This window comes from Streptomyces sp. NPDC048600, assembly GCF_055587025.1.
The window spans coordinates 1-13,500 of sequence record NZ_JBVJGZ010000037.1 but is presented as its reverse complement, the minus strand read 5'-3'; the positions used below and the strand labels follow the sequence as shown (position 1 = coordinate 13,500).

General features: G+C 70.7%; 12 protein-coding genes and 1 rRNA gene. 8 read left to right on the top strand and 5 right to left on the bottom strand.

What is annotated here, in order from left to right; genetic code table 11:
• Positions 1–52: 52 nt before the first annotated feature.
• Positions 53–1,624, top strand: coding sequence for an FAD-binding oxidoreductase (locus tag ACZ6SQ_RS34055; protein ID WP_469569073.1), 1,572 nt, complete (start codon positions 53–55; stop codon positions 1,622–1,624).
• A 16-nt stretch (positions 1,625–1,640) separates the two neighbouring features.
• Here ACZ6SQ_RS34055 and ACZ6SQ_RS34050 read toward each other — a convergent pair whose 3' ends face one another.
• The 3 genes from ACZ6SQ_RS34050 to ACZ6SQ_RS34040 form a co-directional block, all read right to left on the bottom strand.
• Complete coding sequence (locus ACZ6SQ_RS34050) at positions 1,641–2,351, bottom strand: phosphatase PAP2 family protein (RefSeq protein WP_469569071.1); 711 nt, start codon at positions 2,349–2,351, stop codon at positions 1,641–1,643.
• A 233-nt stretch (positions 2,352–2,584) separates the two neighbouring features.
• Complete coding sequence (locus ACZ6SQ_RS34045; RefSeq protein WP_469569157.1) at positions 2,585–3,547, bottom strand: C40 family peptidase; 963 nt, start codon at positions 3,545–3,547, stop codon at positions 2,585–2,587.
• A 193-nt stretch (positions 3,548–3,740) separates the two neighbouring features.
• A complete protein-coding gene (locus ACZ6SQ_RS34040; protein ID WP_469569069.1) occupies positions 3,741–4,670 on the bottom strand; it encodes an oxidoreductase in 930 nt (309 codons plus the stop codon).
• Between the two features lie 89 nt (positions 4,671–4,759).
• Between ACZ6SQ_RS34040 and ACZ6SQ_RS34035 the strand changes: the two genes are divergently transcribed.
• From ACZ6SQ_RS34035 to ACZ6SQ_RS34005, 7 genes are all read left to right on the top strand, one after another.
• A complete protein-coding gene (locus ACZ6SQ_RS34035) occupies positions 4,760–5,368 on the top strand; it encodes a TetR/AcrR family transcriptional regulator (protein WP_469569067.1) in 609 nt (202 codons plus the stop codon).
• A 285-nt stretch (positions 5,369–5,653) separates the two neighbouring features.
• On the top strand, positions 5,654–5,962 hold the full coding sequence (locus ACZ6SQ_RS34030; RefSeq protein WP_356688907.1) for a hypothetical protein: 309 nt from the start codon (positions 5,654–5,656) through the stop codon (positions 5,960–5,962).
• A gap of 190 nt (positions 5,963–6,152) precedes the next feature.
• Positions 6,153–6,971 (top strand): DUF8175 domain-containg protein, encoded by an 819-nt coding sequence (locus tag ACZ6SQ_RS34025; protein ID WP_469569064.1) that lies wholly within the window; start codon positions 6,153–6,155, stop codon positions 6,969–6,971.
• Positions 6,961–8,292, top strand: a complete 1,332-nt coding sequence (locus tag ACZ6SQ_RS34020) for a hypothetical protein (RefSeq protein WP_469569063.1) — start codon at positions 6,961–6,963, stop codon at positions 8,290–8,292. The genes ACZ6SQ_RS34025 and ACZ6SQ_RS34020 overlap by 11 nt, the downstream gene beginning before the upstream one ends.
• Positions 8,289–9,848 carry an SCO6880 family protein gene (locus ACZ6SQ_RS34015; RefSeq protein ID WP_469569061.1) on the top strand — a complete coding sequence of 520 codons (1,560 nt, stop codon included), beginning with the start codon at positions 8,289–8,291 and terminating at the stop codon, positions 9,846–9,848. The genes ACZ6SQ_RS34020 and ACZ6SQ_RS34015 overlap by 4 nt, the downstream gene beginning before the upstream one ends.
• Positions 9,849–9,854: 6 nt before the next feature.
• Positions 9,855–11,261, top strand: coding sequence for an ATP-binding protein (locus ACZ6SQ_RS34010; RefSeq protein WP_389327774.1), 1,407 nt, complete (start codon positions 9,855–9,857; stop codon positions 11,259–11,261).
• Positions 11,262–11,272: 11 nt separating this feature from the next.
• The gene (locus tag ACZ6SQ_RS34005; protein ID WP_469569058.1) at positions 11,273–12,781 is read left to right on the top strand and encodes a TraM recognition domain-containing protein; all 1,509 of its coding nucleotides are present in this window, start codon (positions 11,273–11,275) and stop codon (positions 12,779–12,781) included.
• A 12-nt stretch (positions 12,782–12,793) separates the two neighbouring features.
• Here ACZ6SQ_RS34005 and ACZ6SQ_RS34000 read toward each other — a convergent pair whose 3' ends face one another.
• Positions 12,794–13,345, bottom strand: coding sequence for a GNAT family N-acetyltransferase (locus ACZ6SQ_RS34000; protein WP_469569056.1), 552 nt, complete (start codon positions 13,343–13,345; stop codon positions 12,794–12,796).
• Between the two features lie 71 nt (positions 13,346–13,416).
• Positions 13,417–13,500: ribosomal RNA gene (rrf, locus tag ACZ6SQ_RS33995) — 5S ribosomal RNA — on the bottom strand; the annotation flags it as partial.

Here is a 13,500-nt window from a genome sequence, read left to right as displayed (position 1 = left end):
TGGCCCGCGAAGCCGTCTCGTTCCACAGAAGCGGCGTTAAGGGGAGACGGACATGGAGCGACGGACGTTGATCGGCGGCGTCGCCGCCGCACTCGCCACGGCCGCCACCGCCGGGTGCACCGGGGCCAAACCCTCCGGGCGCACGTCCGCGTCCCCCAGGTTTTCCCCTGCGTCCTCGTCGCCTTCATCGTCCACCACCACGACGACGATGACGGCCGCGGCGGGCCTCGGCGCGCTCGCCCTCGACCTCGACGGCCCGCTGGTCCGACCGGGCGACCGGGCCTGGGCGGCGGCCCGGCAGCTCTACAACACCCGCTTCGACTCCCTCAAACCTTCGGCGGTGGCCTACGTCGCCCACGCGGCCGACATCCGCACGGTCCTGGCCTACGCGAAGGCCCACTCCGTGAAGGTGGCCATCCGCAACGGCGGGCACTCCTACGCGGGCTGGTCCTCGGGCAACGGCCGGCTGATCATCGACGTCTCCAAGCTGAACCGGGTCCGCTCGAGCGGCGGCGAGGCCGTGATCGGCGCGGGCGCCAAGCTGATCGACGTCTACCGGGCGCTGGCCGCGAAGGGCGTGACCATCCCGGCGGGCTCCTGCCCCACGGTCGGCGTCTCCGGCCTCGTCCTCGGCGGCGGCCACGGCGTGGTGTCCCGCGCCTACGGCCTGACCTGCGACAGCCTCACCCAGGCCACCCTGATCACCGCCGACGGCCGGCAGCTCGTCGCGAACGCGCGGCAGAACAAGGACCTCTTCTGGGCGCTGCGCGGCGCGGGCAACGGCAACTTCGGCGTCGTCACCGAGCTGCGCTTCCGCACCCACGCCGCCCCGCAGGCCGTGTCCGCCTATATGACCTGGCCTTGGTCGAAGGCGGCCGCGGTGATACGGGCCTGGCAGGAGTGGGGGCCGGGCCAGCCCGACGAGATCTGGTCCTCGCTGCATCTGGCGAACGCGGCCGGGGGCACCCCGACCGTCTCCGTCGCCGCGTTCTCCCTCGGCACCTACCGCGAGCTCCAGAACGCGGTGGACCGCCTGGCCGACCGCATCGGCGCCTCGGCGACGAACGTCTCGCTGCGCCGGCGCTCCTACGAGGAGGCCATGGAGGTGTACGCGGGCTGCTCGTCCTTCGCCACCGACGCCCAGTGCCATCTGCCGGGCAGCACGCCGGGCCGCTCCCCGCAGGGCGCGCTCGGCCGCGAGACGTACGCGGCACGCTCCGACTTCTTCGACCGCTCCCTGTCCTCGAACGGCATCCGCACCCTGATGGCTCAGATCGCGGCCGTGCGCGGCGGCTCCGGCAGCATCGCACTGACCGCCCTGGGCGGGGCGGTCAACCGGGTCTCCCCCACGGCGACCGCGTTCGTGCACCGCCGCTCGCGGATGCTGGCCCAGTACATCGGCGCCTGGCGCGCGGGCACCTCCGGCACCACGGCCCAGTCCTGGCTCACCGCCGCCCATGACGCGATGCGCCCCTACGCGTCCGGCGCCGCCTACCAGAACTACACCGACCCGACCCTGACGAACTGGCGCAGGGCCTACTACGGCGACGCGGCTCCGAAACTCACGCGGCTGAAGAAGCAGTACGACCCGGAGCGGATGTTCACCTTCCCCCAGGCGCTGTAGGCGTTCGCGGCAGACCTCAGGCCGCGAGGTCCCTCTCCGTGCCGGCGGTGGACTCGGCGCGGGCACCGGGGACCACCGGGTCACCGCCGACGGAAGGGGACGTACGCCGCCGGATCAGCCGACCCGCGCGCGGCGAGTTCCCGATCGCGCGGGTCAGCGGGGTGAGCAGCGCCATGGCGAGCGGGGAGAGCAGCAGGGCCACGGCCGTGCCGAGCGCGAAGCCGCCGATGACGTCGGTCGGGTAGTGCACGCCCATGTAGACACGGCAGAAGCCCTCCAGGAGAGCGAGCCCTATCCCGACGAGGCCGAAGCGGCGGTTGGCCACGAACAGACCGACGGCCATGGCCATGGTGATGGTGGCGTGGTCGCTGACGAAGGAGTAGTCGGTCTTGCCGGACACCAGGACTTCCAGCCCCTGGTGGTCGAGGAACGGCCGGGGCCGCTCCACGAAGCCTCTTATCGGCACGTTCACCAGAACCGCGATGCCGGCCGCGAGCGGCGCCCAGACCAGCGCGGCCACGGAGACGGGGGCCTCGTCGGCGGTGGCGCGCCGCCGCACGGTCCACCAGCACCACAGCACGAGCAGCACCATGGCGAGCAGCAGTCCGTACTCGCCGACGTACTCGACGACCCGGTCGAACCAGTGCGGGGCGTCCTTGGCCAGGCCGTTGATGTCGTAGAGCAGCTCGACGTCGGGGTTCGACCCGGATTGCGCGAGTCCAGCCATGGTGCCGCGGCCCCTTCGTCGTCCTTCCGCTCGCGCACACGCGCGTGCCGAGCTCTGCCACCCCCGTGGTGTGTACGGACCTGTCGAGCGTTTCCGTCAAACGGATCCGTGAACAGGAACGCACGGCCCCTTCAGGTTCGTTCCACACTCCACTGAATGATCACTCAGACGTTATCGAAGAGAGACCCATCGCCGCAGCTCAGGCGGAGGGTTCACACTCCGTTCAGTCCGCTTCAGACGCCTGTGGGCAGCGCTTTTGCGCCATCCTCGGTGACCCGGGTTGCTCCGAAGTAGTCAGGGGTGTCGACCGGGTCGAACCGGATCACGGCGCCGGGGCGCGGCGCGTCGATCATGTACCCGCCGCCGACATAGATGCCCACATGCCGGATGGCCCGCGAGTTCGAGAGATCGTCCGAGAAGAACACCAGGTCACCGGGCAGCAGTTCGTCCCGGCGCGGATGCGGCCCCGCGTTGTACTGGTCGTTCGCCACGCGCGGCAGCGTGATCCCGACGCTCTCGTAGGCCGCCTTCGTCAGCCCGGAGCAGTCGAACCGGCCGCCCTGCTCGGCCGTTCCGTTCCCGCCCCACAGATAGAGGGTGCCGAGTTTCTTCTGCGCGTAGTGGATGGCCCCGGCGGCCTGCTCGGAGGGATCGACCCGGCTGGCGGGGGCGGCGAAACTCGCCTGGAGCGTGGTGATGCTCTTCACATAGTTCTGCGTCTCCTCGTACGGCGGCACGCCGCCGTACTTGATGACCGCGTAGGCCCCCGCGTTGTACGCGGCGAGCATGTTGCGGGTGGCGTCGCCGGGCACGTCCTTGACGTACTTGGCGAGCGAGCAGTCGTACGAGGCCGCCGAGGGGATCGCGTCCTGGGGGTCCCAGACGTCCCGGTCGCCGTCGCCGTCGCCGTCGAGGCCGTGGGTGGCCCAGGTGCCGGGGATGAACTGGGCGATGCCCTGCGCGGCGGCGGGGCTGCGGGCGTCGGGGTCGAAGCCGCTCTCCTGGTAGAGCTGGGCGGCGAGCAGCGAGGGGCTGATGGCGGGGCAGAGGTTGCCCCAGCGCTGCACCAGCCCCTGGTACGCGGCCGGCACCGACCCCTTGGCCAGGGCACGGCCGCCGCCCCCGACGCCGTTCAGCACGTTCCCGGCGACGATGTACACCCCGATCACGAGCAGCATCACGAAGCTCAGGCCCATGCCGAGCGCGACGCCGCCGATCACCCACACTTTGCGCACGGCTCAACCCTCCCCCATCTCGGGCCTGTTCATGACGACTTCGGCGGCGTGGCCACCGAGTCGGCCATTATTTCGGCCTATTGGGGAGGGGGCCAGGAGGGATACGTCACGCGCGCGTGCGGCGCCGGTCCCCGGCGGGTCCGGGGTCCGGCGGTCAGGAGGCGCCGACGCCCATCGGGAAGCGGACGCCCGTCAGTTCCTCGGAGGCCGACCACAGCCGACGGGCCGCGTCCGGGTCGCTCGCCGCGCGGGAGCGGCTGACCAGGGTGGGCGCGCCCCGCCACTCGCCGGAGCCGTCGGGGCCGACATAGCCGGCGCCGGGCAGGTCCCGCGTGGCGGCGTAGAGCGTGGGCAGGGCGCCGACGGTGTCGGACTGCGCGAGCAGCACGTTGCCGAGCTGCATGACGACCCGGGCCACGGGGTTGCCCGCGTGGCTCTGGAGGTTGGTGGCGGACCAGCCGGGGTGCGCGGCGAGCGCGCGGACCGGGGAGCCGGCCTCGGCCAGCCGCCGCTGGAGCTCCAGCGTGAACAGCAGGTTGGCCAGCTTGGACTGCGCGTAGGCGGCCTGCGGGTTGTAGCCGGAGGCCCAGTTGAGATCCTCGAAGCGGATGCGGGCGCCGCCCCACCGGTGGGCGAGGGAGGCGACGGTCACCACGCGGTCGGTGACGTACGGCAGCAGCAGGTTCGTCAGCGCGAAGTGGCCGAGATGGTTCGTGCCGAACTGCATCTCGAAGCCGTCCGCGGTCCGCTGCTCCGGCAGCATCATCACGCCCGCGTTGTTGATCAGCAGATCCAGCGGGCGGTCCCGCCAGTCCTCGGCGAAGGCGCGCACGGAGTCCAGCGCGGCGAGGTCGAGGCGGCGGACCTCGGTGCTGCCGCCGATCTCCGCGGCCGCCTTTCGACCGCGCTCGGGGTCGCGCACGGCGAGCACGACATGCGCGCCCGCGCGCGCCAGCGCCTGTGCGGCGGTGCGGCCGATGCCGCTGTTCGCGCCCGTGACGACGGCCGTACGGCCGGACAGGTCCGGGAGCTGGGAGGCGTTCCACTTGGCCGGCCGGGACGCCGGCGTACGCGATGAGGACATGGCGCAAATGTAGGCAGCGACAACAATGCTGTCAATGACAACACCGGATCGGACGGCACCGATGCTGCCACTGACTACATAGAGCTACGATGCTGACCATGTCCGAGAGCCGGCCCTACCACCACGGAGACCTCCGCGCCGCCCTGCTCGCGAGCGCCGAGGACACCCTGCGGGAGAAGGGAGCCGGCGCGCTCTCGCTGCGCGAGCTCGCCCGCGCCACCGGCGTCAGCCACGCCGCCCCGGGCCGCCACTTCAAGGACAAGCAGGCCCTGCTCGACGCCCTCGCCCTCACCGGCTTCGAGCGCATGGCGGCCGCCATCGACCGCGCCGACGACCCGGCCCTGCCGCTGGAGACCCGCCTCGTCGCCCTGGCCCGCGCCTACCTGCGGTTCGCCGTCGACAACGCGGCCCTGCTGGAGCTGATGTACGCCCGCAAGCACGACCCGGACATCTCCGAGCAGCTGGCGGCGGCCGTGGCGAGCGCGATGACACCGCTGTTCCAGGTGTTCGCCGACGCCCAGGAGCGCGGCGAGATCGTCGCGGGCGACCCCGAGCACATCACCCTCCTGGCGGGCGCCGCCCTGCACGGCGTGGCCGCCTTCACCACGACCGGGCACCTGCCGGCCGAGGACGCCCTCGGCTCCCTCGACGAGCTCGTCCACCACCTGCTGCACGGCCTCGCCCCCCGCCGGGGATAGCCTTCACTCCGACGGACCGTCACGAGCGGTGCGCCACACAGGACACGGCGATCGGCCGGCGACAACGGTAAAAGGGGACAACGACGGAACCGCCGACAGGTTCCGCTCAGGCCTCATTGCCCGGCGTGACCTGCCGTGATACACAGAGTGACCAAGCTTTCGCACGAAAACCGCCAACCAATGACGCCAAGTCGACATACGACAGCGCATTTGTCGGCGAGAATGGGCCTGACCTCTGCGCACCGCAGGGGATAGCGGAACTACCCACCAGGGGCGGTGACTTACATGCTCTTTGCGGCCGACAAGGGAGACATCAACACCATCATCGGCGGGATCGCTCCGGACTGGGGCCCCTTCGGCAGCCTGGGCAACGAGGCGAAGATCATGATCGAGGTGGTGATGGCGGTGGCCATCCTGCTCTGCCTCGGCATCGCCATCTGGGGCGCGGCGAAGCAACGTATCGGCGCCACCGCCCTGCGCGACACGTTCAGCGCGGAACAGGGCAAGGGCCTGATCATCGCCGGCCTCACGGGCGTCTTCATCATCGGTTCGCTCGGCACGCTGTTCACGATCGTCTACGGCATGGCGGTCTAGCACCTCGTCCCCGGGCACACCCGGCCCGCACTCCCCACCCACCCGTCCGTCGTGCCCACCGACTGAGGTTGCTCTCCCTGATGTCGAGTCACCACACCACGCCCACGCGGGAACCAGCGCGGCTACCGTCGTACTCCTACGTGTTCCGGTACGAGGTGCACCCGCACGACGTCGAGGGGGCGTACGCCGCATGAGCCTGGGAGACGAACACGACACCGGCGGCTACCCGGGCACGCGCACCCGCCTGCCCGAGGACACCTCCTACTCCGGCGGCCCCCGCCGCCGCGCCACCTCCTCCCGCAGCCTCGTCACCGTCGTCGCCGTCGTCGTCCTCCTCATCGCCGCGATCGCCTTCGCGAACAGGGGAGGAGACGATTCGTCATCCGACGGGGGGAGCGGGGGCGGGAAGGGCCCGGAGGCGTCGGAGACGGCGGCGACGGGGACGAAGCCGGTGGGGTCGGGCAGCGGGGGGATCCCTTCGGGGTTCGCGCAGAACGAGCAGGGAGCGCAGTCGGCCGCGGCCAACTTCTCGGTGGCCCTCGGATCCACGGGCATGTTCAACAAGGACCAGCGTCACGCCCTCGTCGACCGCCTCTACACCTCCGAGGCGTCCGCCAGGCTGAAGGGCCCCATGGACGAGGCGTATTCGGCCGACTTTCTGAGCAAGCTCGGGCTCGACGCGGACGGCAACTCCCCCAAAGGCCGGACGTTCGTCTCACGTGTCGTCCCGGTGGGCACTTCGGTGAAGGCATTCCGCGGCGGCACCGCCAAGATCGCGGTCTGGTACATGGGACTCATCGGAATGTCCGGGGAGAGCTCGACGGATCCCGTCACCTCCACGTGGAAGACCTGGACTTTCGACCTGCAATGGTCAGGCGACGACTGGAAGATCGCCTCGGACGCCCAGACGGACGGCCCGGCGCCGGTCCCCGGCGACGACAGAGCCGCCACCTCCGACGAGATCAGCAAGACCATCGAGGAGTACGGAGGGTTCACGTATGCCCGGTAGCCCGCATCGTGCGCTCAAGCTCGTCGGAGTGGTTGCGGCCGTCCAGACCTCGGCCGTCCTGCTGTCCGGTCGGGCTTTCGCCGCACCCACCCCCACGCCCGCCCCCTCGACGAGCAACGACCCCTGCGATCTCATCGTCGGCGAGGCCAAGAAGTACTGCGAGAACAACAAGGGCGGCAGCGACAACTCCCCCTCCGTTGACCCCACCTCCACCCTCGACCCCCTCTCGTCCCTCGCCCGTGGCTGTGCCGACGCCGCGTCCTGGACGATCGACAAGCTCAGCGGGGCCGTGAACGACACGGCGACCGTGGACTTCACGAACGCGAAGTTCCTCCAGCAGTACGCCGTCGTGTTCGCGGCGTCGACGATCCTCACCCTGCTGCTGTGGCTGCTGGCCGTGGCGAAGAGGGCCGTCCGGGGCGTGCCGCTCACCACGGCGATCTCGGAGGCGATCGGGTTCCTCTGGCTCACCGTGCTCGCCTCCGCGTTCACCCCGCTGATCCTCTACACCGTCGTCTCCGCCACGGACGGCGTCAGCGAGGTCCTCGCCAACACCACCGGCGACCAGACGAACGTGTTCTTCGGCAACTTCTCCGGCGCCCTGAAGAAGGGCGAGGACATCGGCGGCGGCCCGATCATGCTGATCGTGGTCTCGCTGGTCAGCATCCTCGCCGCGGGCGTGCTCTGGCTGGAGCTCGTCATCAGGGCCGCCCTGCTCTACGTCGGCGCCCTGCTAGGCACCGTCGTCTACGCCGGCCTCGTCGACAAGAACCTGTGGGGCCACGTCCGCCGCTGGGCGGGCATCATGATCGCGGTCATCCTGGTCAAGCCGGTGATCGTCATCGTCCTCGGCCTCGCCGGAGCCCTGTCCGCCGAGGACGGCCCCGACGCCTTCTCCGCGGTCGTCTCCGGCCTCGCGATCATCCTGCTCGCCATCTTCGCGTCCGCGATGATCTACCGTTTCGTCCCCGGCTTCGGCGACGAGATCGCGAGCTCCCGCAACAACCGCATCATGCAGGGCGCCGAGGGCAAGGCCGCGGCCGTCATCAGCTCGCCGGCGACCCTCGTCGCCCAGGGCATCAAGACCCACAGCACCCGCGCCGACAGCAACGGCGGCCAGGGCGGGTCCTCCCACACGCCCCGCCCGGCCAACACGGCCGCCGGCGGTGTCGCCGCGCACAGCTCGCGCACCTCGAACGGTGGCGGCGGATCTGTCCCCTCCGCCGCACCCGCACCCCGCTCGGGCAGCCCGGTGAACACGCCCCATGCCAGCAACACCCGCAACAGCAGTACCAACCGCACGGGAGGTGAAGGGCGTTGACGACCGAGTCCCATCTGTCCCATCCGGTCACGCCCCGCCGTACATATCTGATCGGCCGCGCCCGGCCGAACGCGATCGTCGGCCGGAACCGGGAGTCCGGCGAGATCGCGCTCATCATCGGCGGCGCGTTCCTCGGCATGATGTGCGGACTTCTCGTCCCGGTGCTGTCCCTGCGGATCGTGCTGCTCATGGGCTTCCCGCTGCTCGCCCTGGCCGCGGTCTACGTGCCGTACAAACAGCGCACGTTCTACCGGTGGTTCGAGATCAACCGCAGCTACAAGCGCACCCTGCGCAAGGGCACCGTCTACCGCTCGTCCGTGATGGAGGCCGGCACCCGGCTGGACGGGCGCGAGATCGAGATCGGGCCGCCGCCCGGCATCGGCCGGATCACCTGGCTGGCCGCCCCGTTCGGCCCCGACGAGATCGCCGTCCTGCTGCACGCCGACCGGCGTACGGTGACCGCGGCCATCGAGATCGAGGGCCCCGGCGTCGGCCTGCGCGACAGCGAGGACCAGGAGGCCCTGGTCGACCGCTTCGGCACGCTGCTCAAGCACGTGGCCAACGGCGACGGCTTCGTCACCCGCCTCCAGATGCTCGCCCGCACCCTCCCGGCCGACCCCGACGCGCACGCCAAGGACGTCGCCGTACGCGGCGACGACAGGGCCCTGCCCTGGCTGCAGCAGTCGTACGACCAGCTCCAGTCGATGGTGTCCACCAGCAGCGAGCAGCACCGCGCCTATCTCGTCGCCTGCATGCACTTCACGCGCGAGCTGGCTGCCGAGGCCAACGCCATGGCCCGCGCCGCCCGCCCGCACGGCGGCGGCAAGGTGGACCGGGACGCGGGCCTCGCGGTCGTCATGGCCCGGGAGCTCACCGACATCTGCTCCCGCCTCCAGGAGGCGGACATCCGGGTACGCCAGCCGCTCGGCCAGGGCCGGCTCGCCTCGCTGATCCACTCCATGTACGACCCGGACCACCCGATCGACCACATCCAGGCGATGACCAAGCGCAACGCCTGGCCGGCCGAGCTGGACGCGGTGGAGCCGACGTACCTCCAGGCCAAGACTCGCGAGTCCAGCACCCGCGCCCCCTGGTGCCACGCCACGGCCTGGGTCAAGGAGTGGCCGATGACGCCCGTCGGCGTCAACTTCCTCGCCCCGCTGCTCGTCCACACCCCGGACGTGATCCGCACGGTCGCCGTCACGATGGACCTCGAGCCCACCGAGATCGCCATCGAGCGCATGCTCACCGAGAAGACCAACGACGAGGCCGAGGCGTCCCGCGCCGCCAAGATGAACCGCACCGTCGACCCGCGCGACGTGGCCGCCCACTCCCGCCTCGACCAGCGCGGCGAGGACCTCGCCAGCGGCGCCGCCGGAGTGAACCTGGTCGGCTACATCACCGTCTCCTCGCGCAGTCCCGAGGCCCTGGCGCGCGACAAGCGCACGATAAGGGCGTCGGCCGGAAAGTCGTACCTGAAGCTGGAGTGGTGCGACCGCGAGCACCACCGCGCCTTCGTGAACACTCTTCCTTTCGCCACCGGCATCCGGAGGTAGGACCTGATGCGGGATCCGCTGTCCGTCCTCACCGACGCCTTCACCTCCTTCCTGTTCGGGAAGGTCGAGTCGACCCGGCAGCCCGTGCGGACCTCGACCGGGCAGGCCCAGGCGGTCTACCTGCCGACGGCCGCGCCCGGCCTGGGCGACTCGGGCGTGATCATCGGGCGGGAGGTCTACTCCGGCAAGGGCTACATCTACGACCCCTTCCAGCTGTACGGCCAGCAGCTCCCGGCCCCGCACTGGCTGGTCCTCGGCGAGTCCGGCAACGGCAAGTCCGCGCTGGAGAAGACGTACGTCCTGCGCCAGCTGCGCTTCCGCGACCGGCAGGTCGTCGTCCTGGACGCCCAGGGCGAGGACGGTGTCGGCGAGTGGAACCTCATCGCGCAGGAGCTGGGGATAACTCCCATCCGGCTGGACCCGACGGCGGCGCTCGACCACGGCATCCGGCTCAACCCCCTGGACCCGGCGATCACCACGACCGGCCAGCTCGCCCTGCTCAGGACCATCATCGAAGTGGCGATGGGCCACGGCCTGGACGAACGCTCCGGCTTCGCCCTCAAGGTCGCGCACGCCTACGTCAACGAGTCGATCGTGGAGCGCCAGCCCGTCCTGACCGACATCGTCGAGCAGCTACGGCACCCCGAGCCGGAGTCGGCCGAGGCGATGAACGTCGACATAGACGATGTCCGGGCGTGGGGCCTGGACGTGGCCCTGGTGCTGGACCGGCTGGTCGACGGCGACCTGCGCGGCATGTTCGACGGCCCGACCACGGTCGGCATCGACCTGGACGCGCCGCTGATCGTGTTCGACCTCTCCCACATCGACCGCAACTCCATCGCCATGCCCATCCTGATGGCGATCGTCGGCGTGTGGCTGGAGCACACCTGGATCCGCCCCGACCGCAAGAAGCGCATCTTCCTGGTGGAAGAGGCCTGGCACATCATCAACAGCCCGTTCGTGGCCCAGCTGTTCCAGCGGCTGCTGAAGTTCGGCCGACGGCTCGGCCTGTCCTTCGTCGCGGTCGTCCACCACCTCTCCGACGTCGTGGACGGCGCGGCGGCCAAGGAGGCCGCGGCGATCCTGAAGATGGCGTCGACCCGGACGATCTACGCCCAGAAGGCCGACGAGGCGAGAGCCACGGGCCGGGTCCTGGGCCTGCCGCGCTGGGCGGTGGAGATCATCCCGACCCTCACCCCCGGTATCGCCGTCTGGGACGTCAACGGCAACGTCCAGGTCGTCAAACACCTGGTCACGGAGACGGAACGCCCGCTGGTCTTCACCGACCGGGCGATGACCGAGTCCTCCCGGGACCTGGACGACGCCCTGCACGCGGCCGAGCTGGAGGCGGAGGAGCGGGCGGCGGCCTTCATGGAACAGCACCTCGGCGACTCCGAGTCGACGGTGGCGTAGGGAGCGGCGGCGTGAGACCGGAGACCCAGCGCCGGGACGCCCAGGGCGGCATCCCCGACGGCCTGCTGATCGGCATACTCGCGTTCCTCGTCGGCATGACCGTGCTGGTCTGGACGGCCACCGGCCTCGCCGCCTGGTTCACCCACGGCACCTGGCCCGGCACGGTCACCTTCACCCGTACGCCCCTGGCCATGCGCCATCTCGCCACCAGCCCCCACGACGTCGCCGGCGCCTGGCCCGAAACCCCGGCGGCCGCCCTCTCCGGCTACGGCCTCTTCTGGGGCCTGCTCATCGGCCAGGTGATGATCCTGGTGGTCCTCACGGTGTTCGTCCTGGGCACCTTCGCCCGCTGGCGGGCGGTCCGCGCGAGACGCAGAGCCGAGCGGGCGCAACCCCCCGGGAAACGGCCGCCGTACGACGTCCCGCAGCCGAGAGCGGAACACCGGCCGGACACCCGCAGACCGGTGGAGGCGAGCCCGCTTCCCCAACTCACCGAGGAACAGCCTCCGCCGGCACCCGCGTCCCCGCACAAGGAGCCCGCTGCGGAGGTCCTGTCGACCCCCGCAGCCCTGTTCGGCCAGGACCCGGCGGGCAGTTGGGAACGCATCCTCGTGGCCCCCCGCGAAGGCCGCCACCAGACGGCCGCCCAGGCGGTACGGGACGCGGACGGCCCCACCCTGGTCGTCACCTCGAACCCCTCACTCTGGCAGGACACCAAGGACGCACGGGCCAAGCTGGGACCCACCCTCCTCTACGACCCCACCCACCGCTGCGACACCCCGGCCAGGCTTCACTGGTCGCCCACGGCGGGCTGCGAGACCAGGTCGACGGCCGCGGAGAGAGCGACGGCGTTGCTCACGCCGGTCCGCCCGACCTCCCGGCTGGACCAGGCCGTCAGCGACACGGCCGAAACCCTCCTGCGCAGCTATCTGCACGCCGCGGCCCTCGACAAGGGCACCATCCGCCACGTCCACCGCTGGTCGCAGGGCACCCAGATCCAGGAAGCCGTACGTACCCTGCGTACGCATGTGAAGGCCGCGCCCGGCTCGGCGGGCGAGCTGGAGGCGGCCCTCACGGCCCATCCCGAACGCCGAGACATGGCCCAGGAGTTGATCGGCAGGGCGCTGGCGGCACTGTCCACGGTGAACATCCGCGAGGCCTGCACACCCAATCGACCCGACGCCCTGGCGCTGGATTCCTTCATCGCCGAAGGGGGAAGCCTCTATGTGGTCGGCGAGTCCATCGAGGACCCCCGGACCAACCCCGGCGCGATGCCCCTGCTGACGGCCCTCGTCGCAAGCGTGGTCGAGCGCGGCCGGCGCATGGCCGAACGGTCATCCTCCGGTCGCCTCGACCCACCACTGACCCTGGTCCTGGACGACATCGCCGCCGTGGCCCCGCTCCCCCAACTCCCGGACCTGCTCACGACCGGAGCCGACCGCGGCCTGCGCACCCTGGCCCTGCTCCGCTCCCGGGAACAGGCCCGCTCCCGCTGGCCGCACGACGAGCTGCCGGTCTGACGGTCCGACCCGTCAGTCGGTGCCGGGTTCGATGACGAACTCCAGCTCCTTCTCGGCGGGGGCCGCGCTCAGCGGCACGATCACCCCGCTGGGCACGAATCCGGTCTTCCGGTAGAAGGCCTGTGCGCGGGTGTTCTCCTCGTGCACGATGAGCCGCACACGCTCCGCGCCCTGCGCCCAGGCCCAGTCCAGGCCGGCGGAGAAGAGGACTTCGGTGAGCCCGATGCCCCGGCAGGCGGCCTCCACGAAGACGCCGACGACATGCCCCTGCTTCCGCTCCACCGGGAAACCGGCCCAGTCCGTCGAACCGGCCTCCTCGATCAGCACGGTCAGCATGCCGACCCATTCGCCGTCCGGCCCCTCGGCGATGATCTGCTGGGCCCCGGTCGCGCCCTCGGCCGCACCGGCGGCCCGCTCCTGCCAGAAGGCGTCCGGCCTGGCCTCGGCCTGCTCGTAGGTCTCCAGAAAGGCAAGATGCGCCACGGGATCCTGCAACGACGTGAGCCGAAGCCTCCTGGCCGCCGGCCATTCGTCGGCACGTATGGAACGAACCTGGTAGCTCATGTCGGCCACAGTAGCCGAAACGCAGAAAACCCCCGTACCGATTTACGGTACGGGGGTTTGCTATAAGAATTGTTCGGCGGCGTCCTACTCTCCCACAGGGTCCCCCCTGCAGTACCATCGGCGCTGTAAGGCTTAGCTTCCGGGTTCGGAATGTA